General features: G+C 63.5%; 9 protein-coding genes. 8 read left to right on the top strand and 1 reads right to left on the bottom strand.

All coding sequences use genetic code 11. From position 1 onward, the window contains the following. Nucleotides 1-221: 221 nt before the first annotated feature. Nucleotides 222-1,175: a GAF domain-containing DNA-binding protein gene (locus tag I2H31_RS19200; RefSeq protein ID WP_196294680.1), complete on the bottom strand. Its 954-nt coding sequence runs from the start codon at nucleotides 1,173-1,175 to the stop codon at nucleotides 222-224. Between the two features lie 272 nt (nucleotides 1,176-1,447). Between I2H31_RS19200 and I2H31_RS25695 the strand changes: the two genes are divergently transcribed. From I2H31_RS25695 to sov, 8 genes are all read left to right on the top strand, one after another. Beyond that, a complete protein-coding gene (locus I2H31_RS25695) occupies nucleotides 1,448-1,819 on the top strand; it encodes a Sec-independent protein translocase subunit TatA/TatB (RefSeq protein WP_196294679.1) in 372 nt (123 codons plus the stop codon). Between the two features lie 43 nt (nucleotides 1,820-1,862). After that, nucleotides 1,863-2,327: a twin-arginine translocase TatA/TatE family subunit gene (tatA, locus tag I2H31_RS19190; protein WP_196294678.1), complete on the top strand. Its 465-nt coding sequence runs from the start codon at nucleotides 1,863-1,865 to the stop codon at nucleotides 2,325-2,327. A gap of 28 nt (nucleotides 2,328-2,355) precedes the next feature. Next, on the top strand, nucleotides 2,356-3,786 hold the full coding sequence (gene gatA / locus I2H31_RS19185) for an Asp-tRNA(Asn)/Glu-tRNA(Gln) amidotransferase subunit GatA (protein WP_196294677.1): 1,431 nt from the start codon (nucleotides 2,356-2,358) through the stop codon (nucleotides 3,784-3,786). A 208-nt stretch (nucleotides 3,787-3,994) separates the two neighbouring features. Then, a complete protein-coding gene (locus I2H31_RS19180; protein WP_196294676.1) occupies nucleotides 3,995-6,166 on the top strand; it encodes a lytic transglycosylase domain-containing protein in 2,172 nt (723 codons plus the stop codon). An 84-nt stretch (nucleotides 6,167-6,250) separates the two neighbouring features. Further along, nucleotides 6,251-6,838: a hypothetical protein gene (locus I2H31_RS19175; RefSeq protein ID WP_196294675.1), complete on the top strand. Its 588-nt coding sequence runs from the start codon at nucleotides 6,251-6,253 to the stop codon at nucleotides 6,836-6,838. 156 nt (nucleotides 6,839-6,994) lie between these two features. Continuing rightward, entirely contained in the window at nucleotides 6,995-9,265 is a 2,271-nt protein-coding gene (locus I2H31_RS19170; RefSeq protein ID WP_196294674.1) for an NADP-dependent malic enzyme, read from the top strand. 284 nt (nucleotides 9,266-9,549) lie between these two features. Beyond that, nucleotides 9,550-10,155 carry a Holliday junction branch migration protein RuvA gene (gene ruvA, locus I2H31_RS19165; protein WP_196294673.1) on the top strand — a complete coding sequence of 202 codons (606 nt, stop codon included), beginning with the start codon at nucleotides 9,550-9,552 and terminating at the stop codon, nucleotides 10,153-10,155. A 161-nt stretch (nucleotides 10,156-10,316) separates the two neighbouring features. After that, nucleotides 10,317-17,843: a T9SS outer membrane translocon Sov/SprA gene (gene sov, locus I2H31_RS19160; RefSeq protein ID WP_317192243.1), complete on the top strand. Its 7,527-nt coding sequence runs from the start codon at nucleotides 10,317-10,319 to the stop codon at nucleotides 17,841-17,843. Nucleotides 17,844-17,905: the final 62 nt, after the last annotated feature.

Below are 17,905 nucleotides of genomic sequence, written 5' to 3'. Positions count from 1 at the left end.
TTCGGGCAAAAAAAAACACCGAGCAAAGCGCGGTGTCTTTCTGAGCTATGAAAACAAACTTAGCTGTCGGCAGAAGCGGCTACTAGCGTGCCTCAACCGATAACCTGAACAAAGATGGGGGCCTTGCGGAGCCGCGCCCCGGGCATTTCGGCGAATGGCGACTGCGGCCCGGCGAACGTGGCGTTTGGCTGGGCGCAATGCCGGGCCCTGCCCCTGAAACGCTACACCAGGTTCAGGCGCGCCAGCAGGCCGGCCTTGTAGGAGCTGCCGATGGGCACGCGCACGGCGGCGCTGGGCACGGCGCCGCCGCGCACGCCGTCGAGCAGGGCCACGTCGGCTTCGATGGCCACGATGCGGTCGAGGCGCACGATGTACTTGCGGTGCACACGGGCAAAATCGCGCACCGGCAGCTTGGTTTCCAGGTCCTTCATGGTGCCGTACATGGTGAGGCGCTCGCGGGTGGTGTGCAGGTTCACATAGTCGCCGAGGGCCTCCACGTACTGCAGGTCGGCGGTGGGCACGCGCACCAGGCGCTGCTCCTGTTTCACGAATATCTCGGTGCGGTTGTTGGCGTACATGGCGTCGCCGGTGTGGTTGGCCATGCGCAGCACGCCTTCCAGCTTCTGGCGCTCGTTTTCGAGTTGCAGGCGAATGCGGCGCAGCTCCAAGTGGGCCATCACCTGGCGGGCGAGGATGCGCAGCGCGTCGCGCTGGTCGGTGGTGAGCTCGCGCGGAATGGTGTCGATGGCGCAGAGCGTGCCCAGGGGCTGGCCCTCCGGCGAGAGCAGCGGCGCGCCGGCGTAGAAGCGGATGTTGGGGTCGCCCGTCACCAACGGGTTGTCGGCGAAGCGGGCGTCGGTGGTGGCGTCGCGCACTTCGTACACGTCGTTGGCCCGCATGGCGTACTGGCAGAAGGCGTGCTCGCGCGCCGTTTCCTGGGTGTCGAGCCCCACCCGGGCCTTAAACCACTGCCGCTCGTCGTCGATGAGCGAAACCAGCGAGATGGGCGTGCCGCAGATAAAGGCCGAAAGCTGAGCGATGTCGGTAAAAACCTGCTCCGAAGGCGTGTCAAGGACGTGGTAGCTGTGCAAGGCTTCCAGGCGCTCGGCTTCGTTTACCTGGCGCAGGGCATCGTCGGGAATGGCGGGAATGGTAGGATTTTTGGGTGGTTTCACAGCGGATGGCGAGAAGCGGGTTGCTACCCTAAGTAGTTAATCGAGTGAGCTCGGCAGACAGAGCTTAGCAAAGCTAATTCATCTGCCGGTGTAGCGCGGCATTCCCCCGCCGAACCCCGTTCTGAGCCCGCCGAACCCGCGCCCTGTACCTGCGAACCCCGCATCTTCACGCACCAAACACCTGCTATCGGGTATCTTTGGGCCTCCAAACCGCGCTCGGTTCCGTATATCCTTTTTTCACACCCAAACCGGGCCCCGGCGCCCACCCGCTCATGCATCACCCCCTGTTCCTGGTAGGGCCCCTCGGCACTACCGAAATTCTGCTCATCCTGTTCGTCATCATCCTGTTGTTCGGGGCCAAGCGCATCCCGGAGCTGTTCCGGGGTATGGGCCAGGGCGTGCGCGAGTTCAAAGACGCCACCGCCAAGCCCGAGGAGCAGCAGCCCCAGTACCGCGACCAGCCCGGCGCGCCTGTGCAGCCGCCCTACCAGCAGCAGTACCCGCCGCAGGGCTATCCGCAGCAAGGCTACCCCCAGCAGCCGTCGCAAGGCTACCCGCAGCCCGGCGCCCCGCAGCAGGGCTACCAGCAGCCCGCCCCGCCGGCCTACAACCCCAACGACCCCAACAGCCAGCCGCGCCAGTAAGCGCCGCTTGTTATTCTATTCAACCATTTAACCCTTCCTTTCTATGTTTGGTGATATCGGTGGTTCCGAGGTGATACTAATACTGGTCGTCATCCTCATTTTCTTTGGAGCCAATAAAATCCCGGAGCTGGCCCGGGGCCTGGGCAAGGGCATTCGCGAGTTCAAAGACGCCAGCACCGAAATCCGGCGCGAGTTTGAGCAGGCCGGGCAGCAACCCGCCCCGCCGGCCAACAACTACAGCCAGCACCCCAACTACGGCCCGCAAAACCAATACCCCGCGCCGTTGCCTACCGCCGACGCGGAGCCCGCTTCCGGCTTCGACCCCTGGGCCACGCCCGCCTACGTGGCCCCCGCCACGGCCGCTGCCGCCGCGCCCGAAGAGGCCTTCCAGCACAAAACCGAGGAGCCGGCCCCGCCCGTCGCGCACCAATTGCCCCCTAACTTGGCGCCGGAAGGCACTCAGCCCCGGCAGCCATACATTCCGGCCAACGCCAGTCCTGATGCCTAATTTTGGGCACACCTAATCTGCAAGTAGTTTGAAGCGTTTTCAGTCTTTATCCGAAGTTCGTAGCGAGCTGGCGGCGGGCACCACGTCCTGCCGGCAGCTCGTTGAGTATTATCTGGGCAACATCGAGCGCCAGAACGCCACCCTCAACGCCTTTCTGGAAGTGTGGCCCGACGAGGCCCGCGCCCAGGCCGACGCCGTGGACGCCAAGCTGGCCGCCGGCACCGCCGGGCCGCTCGCCGGCATGGTTATCGGCCTCAAAGACGTGCTGGCCTACGCCGGCCACTCGCTGCAAAGCAGCAGCCGCATGCTCGACGGCTTCAAGTCGCTCTACACCGGCACGGCCGTGCAGCGCTTGCTCGATGCCGACGCCATCCTCATTGGCCGCCAGAACTGCGACGAGTTTGCCATGGGCGGCTCCAACGAAACTTCGTACTTCGGCCCGGCCCGCAACGCCGCCGACCCCGCACGGGTGCCCGGCGGCTCGTCGGGCGGCTCGGCCGTGGCCGTGCAGGCCGATATGTGCCTGGCCTCGATTGGCTCGGACACGGGCGGCTCGGTGCGCCAGCCGGCCGCATTTTGCGGCGTGGTGGGCTTTAAGCCGACGTACTCGCGCATTTCGCGCTACGGGCTGGTGGCGTTCGCGTCGTCGTTCGACCAGATTGGGCCCATCACCCGCTCGGTAGCCGACGCCGCGCTGCTGCTGGAAGTAATGGCCGGCCCCGATGGCATGGACAGCACCGCCAGCCAGCGCGAAGTGCCCAGGTACAGCGAATTGCTCGCGCCCGCGCCGCACTACCGCATCGGCTACATCGCCGATGCCATCGACAACGAGGGCCTGAACCCGGAAATCAAGTCGGCGCTGGAAACGCAGCTCGACATTCTGCGCGGCCAGGGCCACGTGGTGGAAGCGGTGGAGTTTCCCTACCTCGACTACATGATTCCGACCTACTACATCCTCACCACCGCCGAAGCCAGTTCCAACCTGGGCCGCTTCGATGGGGTGAAGTACGGCTACCGCGCCCCGGATGCCACGGATTTGGAATCCCTCTACAAGAAGAGTCGTGCCCAAGGCTTCGGGGCCGAGGTGCAGCGGCGCATCCTGCTCGGCACCTTCGTGCTCAGCGCCAGCTACTACGACGCCTACTATACCAAAGCCCAGCGCGTGCGCCGGCTCATCAAGGAAAAAACCGATGAGCTGCTGCGCCAGTACGATTTCCTGGTGCTGCCCACCACGCCCACCACGGCCTTCAAAATCGGGGAGAAGCAGGACCCGGTTTCGATGTATCTGGCCGATATTTTCACGGTGCAGGCCTCTTTGGCCGGTGTGCCCGCCATTTCGGTGCCGGTGGGGGAGGATGCGGCCGGCTTGCCCATCGGCCTGCAGGTGATGGCCGGCGCGTTCCGCGAAGCTGATTTGCTGGCGTTTGCAAGCACCCTGACGGAAGAAGTATTAGCCTGATAACGTACAAGCTACGTTTTCGAATGTTTGTCGGAGCCGCGTAGGCGCCACGCGCGGTAGCCTATGGAATTGCGGTTGAATTGCAAGTGCCCCGGCCGGTTGGCCGGGGCATTTTTTTGCGTGCAGGCCACCCAAAGTTAGCCAGACCTCGTAGGGAATTTTTCCTTTCATCTCTACAAGTTCTTTATCAATCGCATACCTTAGTGCTATGAAGCAAGGGATTAAGCACGTAAAAATGCCGCAACTTAGCCGCCGGTGGCTGGGCCTCGGGCTGCTTGGGCTGCTGTTGCCGCTGCCGAAAGCCATGGCCCAGCAGGTGCCGCAGCCGGACTCGGCGGGCCGGGCAAACACCAGCCTGCCCGCGCTGTTGGGCGACAGCACGCAGGTGCGCCTGGAATTGCAGCCCGACTCGCTGGTGGCCGCGCCCATGAGCATCGATTCGGCCCGGCTGGAGTGGCTGCGCACGCCGCCCACCCTACGCGACCTGGTGTGCGACCGGGTGGGCTGCTTCGAAACCGAGGTGCCGCACCAGTTCAACAACTCGGTGATGGCCTACGTGACCTTGTTCACGGCCCGCAACCGCAGCTACATGCAGCGCGTGCTGGAACGCGAAAACTTCTACTTTCCCATCTTCGAGAAATACCTCGCCAAGTACAACCTGCCCACCGACCTGAAGTACCTGGCCGTGGTGGAGTCGGCGCTGATTCCGACGGCGAAGTCGCCGGTGGGCGCCACAGGCCTGTGGCAGTTCATGGGCCCCACCGCCGGCGACCTCAACCTGAAGCGCGACGAGTGGATAGACGAACGCATGGCTCCCGAAAAGGCCACCGAAGCCGCCTGCAAGCACCTGCGCTACCTCTACGGCGTGTTTCACGACTGGGAGCTGGTGCTGGCCGCCTACAACTGGGGAGCCGGCAGCGTGCAGCGCGTGATGCGCCGCACCGGCAAGAAAACGTTCTGGGACCTGTACCCGCACATGCCGGCCGAAACCCGCAACTACGTGCCCACCTTCACGGCCATCATGTACAGCATGAAGTACGCCGAGGCCCACGGCCTGCGCACCTCCACGCTGCAGTACCAGTACGCCGAGCCCATGGACACCCTGGGCGTGCGCGGCCAGGCCTTCGACCTGCGCCGCCTGAGCCGGGCCTGCGGCTACGACGATTCGCTCTATCTCACGCGCTTCAATCCGGAGCTGCGGCGGGCGGCGCTGCCGGCCGGCTACCGGCCCTACGTAGTGCGCTTCCCGGCTTCGGCGGCGGTGCATCTGGGCGAGGTGGACCGCAACACGTTGCTGACCTTTTGCCAGCCCCTGTCTTCATTGCCGCAGCCGCTGGCCCTGCTGCCGCCCCGCCTGGAAGGCGTGGAGCCCTGGGTGAGCAAGGACCTGCTGGCCACCACCACCGGCCCCCGCGCCGACAACGAGGCCGAGCCCCGGCGCTTCCAGCGCGTGCCGCACAAAGTGAAGCGCGGCGAAACGCTGGCCAGCCTGGCCGAGCGGTTTGAAGTAAGCCAGGCGCAGCTGCGGCGCTGGAACGAATTGCCCAAAGGCAAGGCGCTGAAACCGGGCAAGCAGTTGGTCATCTTCGTGCCCGCGCCCACGGCGGCCCCGGCGCCCACCAAGCAGCCTGCGGTTCCGGCCGCGGCGGTTGCGCTAGCATTGCGCGCGGTGCGGCCCGCAGTGTCGGCCGAAGAGGCGGCGGCCCGCAAGGAGCAAGCCGATGCCAACGCCCGCGAAGTGGCGCGGGTGCAGGACCTCATTCGGCAGGAAAAAATACAGGAAGCGCGGCTGGTGGCCATTCGGCAGCGGCAGGCCATTCAGCAGGCGGCCGCGGAGGCGCAGGCCCGCGTGGCAGCCCGCCGCGCCGCGCAGGCGCAGTCGGCTGAGGTCAGGCGCAACGAAGCCAAAGCCCTGGCCGCTGCCGAGCCGGAAGCAGCCAGCGAAACGTCCGTTCCAGCTGCCGTGGCGGAAACTGCCGCGGCCGGCCCCTACACGGTGCGCAAAGGCGACAACCTCACCAGGCTGGCCCGGGAGCACGGCGTGAGCGTGGCCCAGCTGGTGGCCTGGAACAAGCTGGCGTCGGAAAACGTGGTGCTGGGCCAGCGCCTGGTATTCAGCGAACCTGCCGAGGCAGACGCAGCCGTAGAAACGCCCCGCAAGCAGCCGAGAACGGCGGAAAAGGCTTTGGCCAGCACTGCCAAAGCGGGAGGGAGCAAGCCGGGGCTGTCGTCGTCCAAAGTGCATCTGGTGCAGCCCGGCGACACGCTTTTCAACATCTCGCGCCGGTTTGGGGTGAGCGTGCAGCAGCTGCGCGAAGTCAACCACCTGACATCTGACGAGGTGAAGCTGGGCCAGAAGCTGGTGGTGCCGCAGAGCTAAATTTTTCTGATAAACCAGAAACTATTTCCGGGAAGTGGCACAACGCTTGTCAAGGGCTGCGCAACCACCGAAGTCCTGCCCCCTATGAAAACGTTTATTGCCCTGTGTCTGACGGCCGCATTGGCCGCAGGCTGTTCAAAAAAAGAAGCTGACCCGCAACCTGCTGACCCTGCCGTTCGGGCAGATATGACGCGCACCTTCACGTTCCCAGCCAGCAGCAGTTCCGACGCGGGACTGACCTACAGCCAAAAATCAATGCGTCTTTTCGGGCAGCGCGACGGCAATGCTCTGGTGCTGGCTTTCGACGTGCCCGAAGGCAGTGATTTTATCTCTTTTACGATTCCCACCGCGGCCCTTTCGGCTAATCTGCAGGGGACGTATGCGTTGCGCGACCGGCAGAATACGGCGGGCGCAGTCGTCGAAACCCAGTACGCCTACACCATCCTCAAAGTGCCCGGAGCAACGAGCAGCCAACTCTTTTTCAGCAACGGCAATACCATGGTCGGCAAGGTGGTCATCACGGCTTACGACAGCCAGCGCCGGCTGCTGGCTGGCTCCTTTGAGATGGCAATGGATGGCGTCAACGACCCCCGCGAGCGTAATCCGGCCACCGGCACTCCGCGGTGCAATGTAAAAGTAACGGGGAAGTTTGAGAACCTGCAGCTGGAGTAGCAGCCCCCGAATCCAGTTTGCCAAGGCCCGAACCACCGCTGGTTTGGGTCTTTTTTTGCGCAAAACCAGGTAGGCGGCAGTAATTTCGGCGGAATAAGCCGGACCTTGCGTTGCTGCCGCTTCCGGTCCGCGCCGTTTCCCCGACCAGAATTCCCGATGCTGAAAATAAACAAGCAAGACGCCCTCAACTACCACTCGCAGGAGCCCGCGGGCAAGATTGAAGTCATCCCGACCAAGCCCGTCAGCACCCAGCTCGACCTGGCCCTGGCCTACTCGCCCGGCGTGGCCGAGCCCTGCAAAGCCATTGCCGAAAACCCCGACGACGTGTACAAATACACCGCCAAGGGCAACCTGGTGGCCGTCATCAGCAACGGCACGGCCGTGCTGGGCCTGGGCAACATCGGCCCGGCCGCTTCCAAACCCGTGATGGAAGGCAAGGGCGTGCTATTCAAGAAGTTCGCAGGTATCGACTGCTTCGATATTGAGATTGACGCCACCGACCCGGACGAGTTCATCAAGATTGTGAAGTCGCTGGAGCCTACGTTCGGCGGCATCAACCTGGAGGACATCAAGGCGCCGGAGTGCTTCCGCATCGAAACCGAGCTGCGCGAGAAGATGAACATCCCGCTGATGCACGACGACCAGCACGGCACGGCCATCATCACCTCGGCCGCGCTGCTGAACGCCTTGGAAATTGTGGGCAAGAAGATTGACGAAGTGCAGCTGGTGGTGAGCGGCGCGGGCGCGGCGGCCGTGTCGTGCCTGCGGCTGTACCTGGCGCTGGGGCTGAAGAAGGAAAACGTGGTGGTGTTCGACAAGGATGGCCTCATCCACGAGCGGCGCACCAATCTGGCGCCCATTCAGATGCAGTTTGCCACCAACCGGCCCGTCAACAACCTGGAAGAAGCCATGGAGGGCGCCGACGTGTTTCTGGGCCTCTCGGCGGCCAACGTGCTGCCCGCCGGCCTGCTGCTGCGCATGGCGCCCAACCCCATCGTGTTTGCCCTGGCCAACCCCGACCCCGAGGTGAGCTACCAGCTGGCCATGGCCACGCGCGACGACCTCATCATGGCCACCGGCCGCTCCGACCACCCCAACCAGGTGAACAACGTGCTGGGCTTCCCCTACATTTTCCGGGGCGCGCTGGACGTGCGCGCCACCGAAATCAACGAGGCCATGAAGCTGGCCGCCGTGCACGCCCTGGCCGAGCTGAGCAAGGAGCCCGTGCCCGAAATGGTGAACAAAGCCTACGGCGACAACACGCTGGCCTTCGGTCGCACCTACCTCATTCCCAAGCCGCTCGACCCGCGCCTCATCACCAGTATCAGCCCAGCCGTGGCCAAAGCGGCTATGGAAAGCGGCGTAGCCAAAGCCCCCATCGAGGACTGGACGGCCTACGAAGACCAGCTCCGCGCCCGCCTCGGCGTGAACCAGAAGCTGATGAACCGCATTACCTCAGCTGCCCGCGCCAACCCCAAGCGCGTGGTGTTTGCCGAAGCCGACAACTACAAGATTCTCAAGGCGGCTCAGATTCTGCGCGACGAGGGCATTGCCAACCCCATTCTGCTGGGCCCGCAGGAGAAAATCGAAACCATTGCCCGCGAGAATAGCCTGGACCTGGAAGGCTGCGAAATCATCAACATCCTCAAGCAGGATGCCAAGCGCGACGAGTACGCAGCCATTCTGTACGGCAAGCGGCAGCGCCGCGGCATGACGCTTTACGAAGGCCGCCGCCTGATGCGCGAGCGTAACTACTTCGCCGCCATGATGGTGGAAACCGGCGAGGCCGACGCCTGCATCACCGGCCTCACCAAGGACTACGGCAAAAGCATCATCCCCTCGCTGCAAGTCATTGGCACCGAAGAAGGTGTGCGCCGCGTGGCCTCCATGTACATCATTCAGCACAAGAAAGGCCCGTACTTTTTCGCCGACACCACCGTGAACATCAACCCCACGGCTGAGGAAATGGTCGAGATTATTGGCCTCACGGCCCGCGCCGTGCGGTTTTTCGATACCGAGCCGCGCATTGCCGTCATCAGCTATTCCAACTTCGGCTCCAACGCCGGCCCGCTGCCCGAAAAAACCCGCAAAGCCACCGAGCTGGCCAAAGCCCGCTTTCCCAACCTGCTGATTGACGGCGAGATGCAGGCCAACGTGGCCCTGAGCCCGCAGCTGCTGCAGGAGCACTACGGCTTCTCGCCGCTGGCCGAAAAAGGGGCCAACGCGCTGGTTTTTCCCAACGTGGAATCGGGCAACATCGCCTACAAAGTGCTCCAGGAAATCGGCGGGGCCGAGGTCATCGGCCCGGTGCTGATGGGCATGAACAAGCCGGTGCACATCCTGCAGCTCGGCGCCAGCGTGCGCGAAATCGTGAACATGGCCGCCATTGCGGTGGTCGATGCGCAGATGGGCAGCAAGGCGCTGTAGAGGCAGTTGGGTTTAAGGACAAGTACGGGGACGTCATGCCGAGCGTCAGCGAAGCATCTCTACCACGCAAGTAATCTGATTTACTATTGCGGTAAAGATGCTTCGCTGACGCTCGGCATGACGTTCTTTTCGTTCAGTTCTGGCGTCCTTTTTCATGCCTCCACAACTTCTTCATTTCACCCAAAATTTTTGGCCAAAAAGCCAGTAAATTTGGGAGGGAAAACCCCGTCACGGGTGTTGCCTGGCTACCCAAAGCTTCTTTCAGATTCTCCTTTCCCCGGTTTATGATTGCCTACCTCGACGGTAAACTCGCTTACAAAGACGCCACCCTGGCCATTGTCGACATCCTCGGCGTGGGCTACGAAGTCCGCATCTCGCTGGCCACCTACTCCAAGCTGCCGGCCGAGGGCGCGGCCACCAAAATCTATACCTACCAGCACATTAAGGAAGACGGCCAGACGCTCTACGGCTTTCTGGACCCCAGCGAGAAGGCGCTGTTCATGCAGCTGATTTCGGTGTCGGGCATCGGGCCGGGCACGGGCATTGTGATGGTGAGCAGCATGAGCGTGGGCGAAATCCGGGACGCCATCGTGAACGAGAACGTGCGGGCCATCCAGGCCATCAAGGGCGTGGGGCCCAAAACGGCCCAGCGCGTGATTCTGGAACTGCGCGACAAGCTGCGCAAAGACGAGCTACTGGCCAAAGCCGGCGTGGACACCGTGCCGCTGGCCCGCCAACACAATACCCGGCGCGCCGAAGCGTTGCAAGCCCTGGTGACCCTGGGCTTTGCGCGGGCCGCCGCCGAAAAGCAGTTGGACCAGATTCAGCAGAAGCACGGTGGGGAGCTGAGCGTGGAGGAATTGATTAAATTTGCTTTGAAGTCGCATTGAGTCGTGGCGCGAAATTTGGGGCTTGTGTCGTTGCACGAGTTGTTTCGACCGGCCGGCGCCTGCCTGTATCCCTGCCTTGACCGACGCGGCCCCCGGGCCGCGCCCTTACCCACTTATCCTACTTGAAATCCGGTCAGAAATTACTCCCCGCGTCGGTTGTTGTGGTGGCGTCCCTGGTGGCGTGGTGGGCGCAAGCCTCGCCCATGGCCTCCGCGCGCCTCGGCGGGGCCTGGCTGCGCGCCAGCCGCGTACTCGCCCAGGACACCCCCCGCCCCGCGGGCGCGGTGGCCGACACCACGGGCCCCTACAAGCCCAGCAAGCGCCCCCGGGTGCGCGCCCAGGACCGGCCGGGCAGCCCCTTCGGGCAGCGCCGCCGCACCTCGCCGCTGGTGCTGCCGTTGCCTAAGAACGTAAAACTGAACGTGCAGGTTGACGACAGCCTGAAACGCGTGAACGTGGAGGAGAAAGTGGGTACGGACATCGACTACCGCGACCCCAGCGTCCTCAGTTATAAGGATTACGAGGAATATCAACGCCGTCAGGCCGTTGCGAACTACTACCGTGAGAAAGCCAAGGGTGGCGTGACCGGCCCGGCCGCCGCGCCCGGCACCCCGCAGGCCCAGCGCCTGATTCCGAAAATTTACCTCGGACCCATTGCCAACCGCATTTTTGGTGGCAGCTACGTCGACATCCGGCCCGCCGGCTCGGTGACGATGAAGTTTGGCGGGCGCTTCAACCGCAACGAAAACCCGGCCCTGACCCTGCGCCAGCAAAGCGTGGGCGACTTTTTGTTCGAGCAGAACATCAACGTCAACCTGACGGGCGCCATTGGCACCAAGCTCAAGCTGGTGTTCAACTACGACACCAAGGCCTCGTTCGACTTCGACAACCAGATGAAGTTCGACTACGCCGGCGAGGAAACCGACATCATCCGGAAAGTGGACCTGGGCAACGTGAGCCTGCCGCTGACCAACTCGCTGGTGCAGGGCGGCCAGAACCTGTTTGGGATTAAAACGCAGCTGCAGTTTGGCAAGCTGGGCGTGACGGCCGTGGCCGCCACCGTGCGCGGTACCGCCGACGAAGTGCGCATCCAGAACGGCGCCCAGAGCCGGCAGTACGAAATCAAGGTGAGCCAGTACGAGAAGGACCGGCACTTTTTCCTGTCGCAGTTCTTCCGCGAAAAGTACGACGAGGCCCTGCGCAACCTGCCCACCATCCAGAGCAACGGCGTGACCATCAACCGCCTGGAGGTGTACGTGACCAATGACAACCGCACCACCGAAAACCTGCGCAACGTGGTGACGCTGATGGACCTGGCCGAGCCCGTGCGCCTGTACCGGGGCAAGTACCGCGTGGGGACGCCCAGCACCCGCGTGCCGGCCGAAAACAAGGCTAACCTGCTCTATAACAACGTGGTGCTGAACGGGGGCAACGCCGCCCGCGACAACTTGCAGGTGGACAACATCCTGCAAGGCTCCGAAGGCCTGAGCAAGAACATCGACTACGAACGGGTGCGCGCCCGCAAGCTCGACACCCGCGAGTACACCTTCAACCCGCAGCTGGGCTACATCTCGCTGAACACCGCCCTGCTGCCCGACCAGGTGCTGGGCGTGAGCTACGAGTACCTCTACAACGGCAAAACCTACAAGGTGGGCGAAACCCAGGACGACTACAGCACCCGCGGCCCCGAGCAGGTGATATTTCTCAAGATGCTGCGGGCCAGCAACAACGGCGTGGGCGTGATTGACGTGGTGAAGAACCCCAACCCGAACCCGGACAACGCCAACCTGCTGACTGGCAACACGCCAACCTGGGATTTGATGATGAAAAACATCTATCCCCTGAACGCCTCACAGCTGCAGCGCGACAACTTCCAGCTGCAAATCATTTACAAAGACGACGCGACGGGCGTCGACCTGATTTCGCTGAAGGAAGGCGCCCGCATCGCCAACCGGCCCCTGATTGAGGTGCTGAACCTTGACCACGTCAACTCCAACAACGACAAGCTGCCCGACGGCAACTTCGACTACTTCCCGGGCGTGACCATCGACCCGGAGCTGGGCAAGGTCATTTTCCCCAACGTGCAGCCCTTCGGGTCGTACCTGCAGTCGCAGCTGGCTGGCGAGCCCGCGCTGATTACCAAGTACGTGTACCAGGAGCTGTATAACCAGACCCAGAGCGACGCCCAGCAGGTGCAGGAAAAGGACAAGTTTTTCCTGCGCGGGCGCTTCCAGGGCGGGTCGAGCTCCGACGAAATCAGCCTGCCGGGCATCGGCATCGCGCAGGGCTCGGTGCGGGTGCGCTCGGGCTCGACGCTGCTCACCGAAGGCGTGGACTACCAGGTGTTTTACGACCAGGCCAAGGTAAAAATCCTGAACCCGGCCTACCTGAACTCGGCCAACGAGCTGCGGGTGGAATTTGAGAAAAACGCCCTGGTGCAGGTGCAGCCGCGCAAGCTGGTGGGCGTGCGCCTCGACTACAAGCTGAACAAGGACGTGAACATCGGGGGCACGGCGCTGCACCTGCTCGAAAACCAGGCGCCGGGCATCAACCGCGTGAACATCGGCGACGAGCCGGGCAACAACACCATCGTGGGCCTGGACGGCAGCATCCGGAAAGACAGCCGCGTGCTGACCAAGTATCTGGATATGCTGCCCCTGATTTCGACCAAGGAAATCTCGACCATTGCCTTCAGCGGCGAGTTTGCCAAGCTGCTGCCGGGCCGCTCGCGCCTGGGCAACGGCGAGGACGGCGTGTCGTACATCGACGACTTTGAGAACGCGCGCACGCCCTACACGCTGGGCGGGCTGGCCAGCATTCCGGCCTGGCGCCTGGCCTCCACGCCGCTGCCCATTCAGGGCAGCACGGCCGTGGGGCTGCCCTACAACTACCAGCGCGCCAAGCTGGCCTGGTACACCATCGACCAGAGCTACTACACCGGCGGGCCCAACGTGCCCAGCAACATCGGCGGCGAAGACCTGGCCAACCACTACACCCGCGGGGTGCAGCGCGACGAAGTGTTTCCGAACAAGGACCTGGGCTCGACCGGCAACGGCTTCGAGTACACCTTCGACATGGCCTACTTCCCCACCGAGCGGGGCCCCTACAACTACAACCCCAACATCAACGCCGCGGGCAAGCTGTTTACGGGCGCCGAGCGGCCGGAAGACAAGTTCGGCGGCATCAGCCGGGCCATCACCTTCGACACCGACTTCGACAACGCCAACATCGAGTACCTGGAGTTCTGGATGATGGACCCATTTCTGGGGGTGACGAACGCGAGCCCCGCCGCGCAGGAGCGCGCCAAAATCAAGGACACCGACGGCAACGACACCTACACGAAAACCGGCGGCAGCCTGGTGATAAACCTGGGCAACGTGAGCGAGGACGTGTTGAAGGACAGCAACCAGCACGAGTTTGAAAACGGCCTGCCCGTGTCGCCGGCCGACAGCGCGGGCACCACGCGCAAAACCCCCTACGGCATCGTGACGCGCCAGCAGTTCCTGACCGATGCCTTCAATGCCGCGCCGGGCGCCCGCACCGCACAGGACGTGGGCCTCGACGGCCTGAACGACGACAACGAGCGGAGCTATTTTGGCAATTACCCGACGACGCTGGGTACCGTGGCCCCCGTGTACGGCACCCTGCCCGACCCCTCGGCCGACGACTTCCGCCACCACCTCGACCCCAGCTACGACCAGAGCAACACCAACCTGCTGGGCCGCTACAAGAACTACGACAACTACGAAGGCAACTCGGCCGAAAACAGTCAGCTCAGCTCGACGGCCTTCCCCGACAAGGAGGACCTGAACCGCGACAACGTGGTGCAGGACGTGGAGCGCTACTACGAGTACCGCATGCGCCTGGACCCCGGCGCCCTGGAAGTGGGCACGAATTACATCATCGACAAGGTGACCAACACCATCGGGACCGACCAGGTGACGTGGTACCAGTTCCGGATTCCCATCCGCGACAACCCCACGGTGAAGGGCGCCCCGCAGCCGTTCGGCTTCAAGTCGATTCGCTTTCTGCGGATGTACATGACCGACTGGGCCGAGCCGGTGGTGCTGCGCCTGGTGCAGCCCCAGTTCGTGGCCAACCAGTGGCGCCGCTACAACTACAGCATCGTGGACAGCCGCTCGGGCGTGCAGCCCTGCGTAAACTGCCTCGCCGACGCCGACGCCTTCAGCGTGTCGACGGTGAGCGTGGAGGAAAACGGCCTGGCCAACACGCCCGGCAAAATCCCCTACGTGTCGCCGCCCGGCATCCAGCGCGACAAGGAGTACGGCAGCAGCAGCACCTCGCGCCTGCAAAACGAGCAGAGCCTGCGCCTGTCCATCACGAACCTGCGCGACGGCTACGGCAAAGCCGCCTACAAGAACCTTACCATCAACATGCTGCGCTACAAGCGCCTGCGTATGTTCCTGCACGGCGACAGCGAAGACCCCAACATGCTCGACGGCGAGGTGCAGGCTTTCCTGCGCATCGGCACCGACTACACCCAGAACTACTACGAGTACTCGCTGCCGCTGGCCCTGACGCGCAACGGCACCGGCCCCGATGACGTGTGGCCCGAAGCCAACCGCGTGGACGTGGCCTTCCAAGATTTCATTGACGCCAAAGCCAAGCGCAACCAGCAAACCAAGAACCTACTGATTCCCTTCACGGTGACGCTGCCCAACGGGGCCACCATCACGGTGGTGGGCAACCCCGACTTCTCGGCGGTGCAGGGCGTGATGCTGGGCGTGCTGAACCCCGTCAACCCGGGCTCTGACCCCAGCCGGTCGGCCAAAACGGTGAACCTGTGGGCCGACGAGTTCCGGGTATTCGACTTCGAGCAGCAGGCCGGCTACGCCGCCACCGCCCGCCTCAACGTGAAGCTGGCCGACCTGGCCAACATCACGGCCACCGGCAGCTACACCAGCGTGGGCTTCGGCGGCTTGCAGGACAAAGTGCAGCAGCGCTCCATCGACAATGCCTTCCGCGGCGACCTGAACGCCACGGTGGCGGCCGAGAAATTCCTGCCCGAGCAGCTGCACCTGCGCGTGCCCGTGCTGCTGCAAATCGGCCAAGAAACCCGCTCGCCCCTCTACGACCCCCTCGACCCCGACACCAAGCTGGAGCAAAGCCTGCAGAAGTTCCGCAAAGCCGACGGCTCCGGCATCGACGCCGAGGCCCAGGCCGAGTACCGCAAAAAGGTCATCGACCAGACCACCAGCCGCAGCATCTCGGTGCTGAACGTGCGTAAGGAGCGCGGCCCCGGCAAGCCCGGCGCCCCGCTGGCCAAGCCCAAGCCCTGGGACATCGAGAACGTGGCCCTGAGCTACTCGCTTACCGACCGCCTGCACACCGACATCCGCACCGACCGCGACTACACCCGCGCTTACACCGCGGCCCTGGCCTACGTGTACCAGACCACGCCCAAGAACTACACGCCGCTGGCCAGCATCAAGGCCCTGGACAACCCCTACCTCAAGATTTTCAAGGAAATCAACTTCACGCCGCTGCCCTCGCGCTTCTCGTTCCGCACCGACCTGGACCGGCGCTACAACGAGCGGTTTCTGCAGCGCGTGCTGGAAGCCGGCACCCTGCCCTCTACCCTGGGCATCGCGCCCGTCATTCAGAAGTCGTTCTACATCAGCCGTATATACGACCTGAAGTGGGACCTGACCAAAAGCCTGATTTTTGACTACACCGCCACCAACCGCGGCGTGATAGACGAAGGCCCCGGCCGCACCATCGGGGTGAGCGACGAGGCCGTGCGCAACCGCGAGCAGGTGCAGCAAAACCTGCTGCGCGGCGGCCGCACCACCAACTTCAACCAGGTGGCGGCCCTGACCTACCGCCTGCCGCTCGACAAATTCCCGCTGACCGACTGGCTGAGCGCCGACACCCGCTACGCGGCCACCTACACCTGGCAGGCGGCTTCCGCGGGCCAGCGGGGCCTGGTGTACGCCGTGCCCACCGGCGACATCGAGAAGGACACGATGACCTACCAGCTGCAACTGGGCAACACCATTCAGAACAACGCCGAGCTGAGCGCCAACGGCAAGATTGACCTGGTGAAGCTCTACAACAAGGTGAAGTTTCTCAACATCATCAACAACGCGCCGCCGCCCGCCGCGCGCCCCGTGCCGCAGCGCGGCGCACCGGGAGCCCCGGCTACCCCAGCCGCTGCCGACACCACCCGCGAGAAGAACCGCTTCGTGAAAGCCGTGCTCCGCTCGCTGATGACGGCCCGCTCCCTCAATTTCACCTACACTCGCTCCAACGGCACGCTGCTGCCCGGCTACCTGCCCAAAACCAAGGCATTTGGCCTGAACAGCGACTTCACGGCGCCGGGCCTGGGCTTCATCCTGGGCAAGCAGTACGAGCTGGACAACCTGTACAACCTGGCCAGCAATCGCGGCTGGTACACCGACAACAGCCAGTACCTCAACACGCCCCTGAGCTCGCTGCTGACCGAAACCCTGACCCTGCGCACGGCCCTGGAACCCTTCCGCGACTTCAACGTGCAGCTGGACGCCCGCCGGCAGCTGGCCCGTAACCAGGAGTCGTACTACCGCCGGCCCGTGAACCCCGAAACGCTGGAGGTGTTGCCCAATGTGCCCATCGTGCCGCAGTCGCTGGGCTCGGGCTCGTTCAGCACGTCCACCATCACCATCCAGACCTTGTTCGGGGATTTGAGCGCCAACGGCGAGACGTCGAAGGCCTTCAACCAGTTTGTGAAAAACCGGGGCATCGTGCGCGACCGGCTGGCGGCGGCCAACCCCACGCCCGGCCGCCCCACCCTCGACCCCGGCTACGGCTACAATTCGCAGGACGTGCTGGTGCAAAGCTTCATCGACGCCTACCACGGCCGCTCGTCGGACGGCTACGAGGCCAAGAAGTTCGACCCCTTTGCTCTGCTGCCACTGCCCAACTGGCGCCTCGACTACAACGGCTTTGCCCAGCTGCCGCTCATCAAGCGCTACTTCAGCTCCTTCACTCTCAACCACGCCTACTCGTCATTGTACAGCGTGGGCGGCTACACCACGGCCAACGTGTACAGCAGCGAGCCCACCTCGTTCCCCACCCAGATTAGCGAAACCTCCAAGCAATACGTTCCCTACTACATCCTGGGGCAGGTGAGCATCGTGGAGCGCCTGACACCGCTCATTGGGGTCAATTTCCAGACGGTGAGCAAGATGACAGGCCGCGCCGAGTACCGCACCGACCGGGCCGTGGTGCTGAACACTTCCAACGCTCAGGTTACCGAGGTATCGACCACCGAATTCATCATTGGCTTCGGCTACGCCACCAACAGCCTCAAGCTGCCCTTCCGGGTGGGTGGCGAGCAGCGCGTGCTCAAAAACCAGCTCACTGCCCGCCTCGACCTCAGCATCCGCGACAATATCACGGTGCAGCGCAGCATCATCGACTCCTACGACCCCGTGAACACCCAGGGCCCGAATGACCCGAGTGGCAACCCTACCACTCTGCCCGCCAGCGTGGGCCGCGCCTCCAGCACCATCACCAACGGCTCCAAAACCCTGCAGCTGCGGCCCACTATCGATTATCTGCTCAACACCCGCCTCAACCTGCAGCTGTACTACAGCCAGACCGTGACCACGCCGCGCATCAGCAACGCCTTCCGCAACACCACCAGCGAAGGTGGCGTGCAGCTGCGCTACAGCCTCACGCAGTAGCGGTGGGCTGGTAGATTGGTGAGTTGGCAAAATTCACTGCGTACTTTTGGACGACAAATCCA

Origin of the sequence: Hymenobacter ruricola (assembly GCF_015694525.1) — a bacterium.
GTDB classification, from domain to species: domain Bacteria; phylum Bacteroidota; class Bacteroidia; order Cytophagales; family Hymenobacteraceae; genus Hymenobacter; species Hymenobacter ruricola.
Note: the sequence above shows the minus strand (reverse complement) of the source record. Positions and strands in the feature narration are given on the sequence as shown.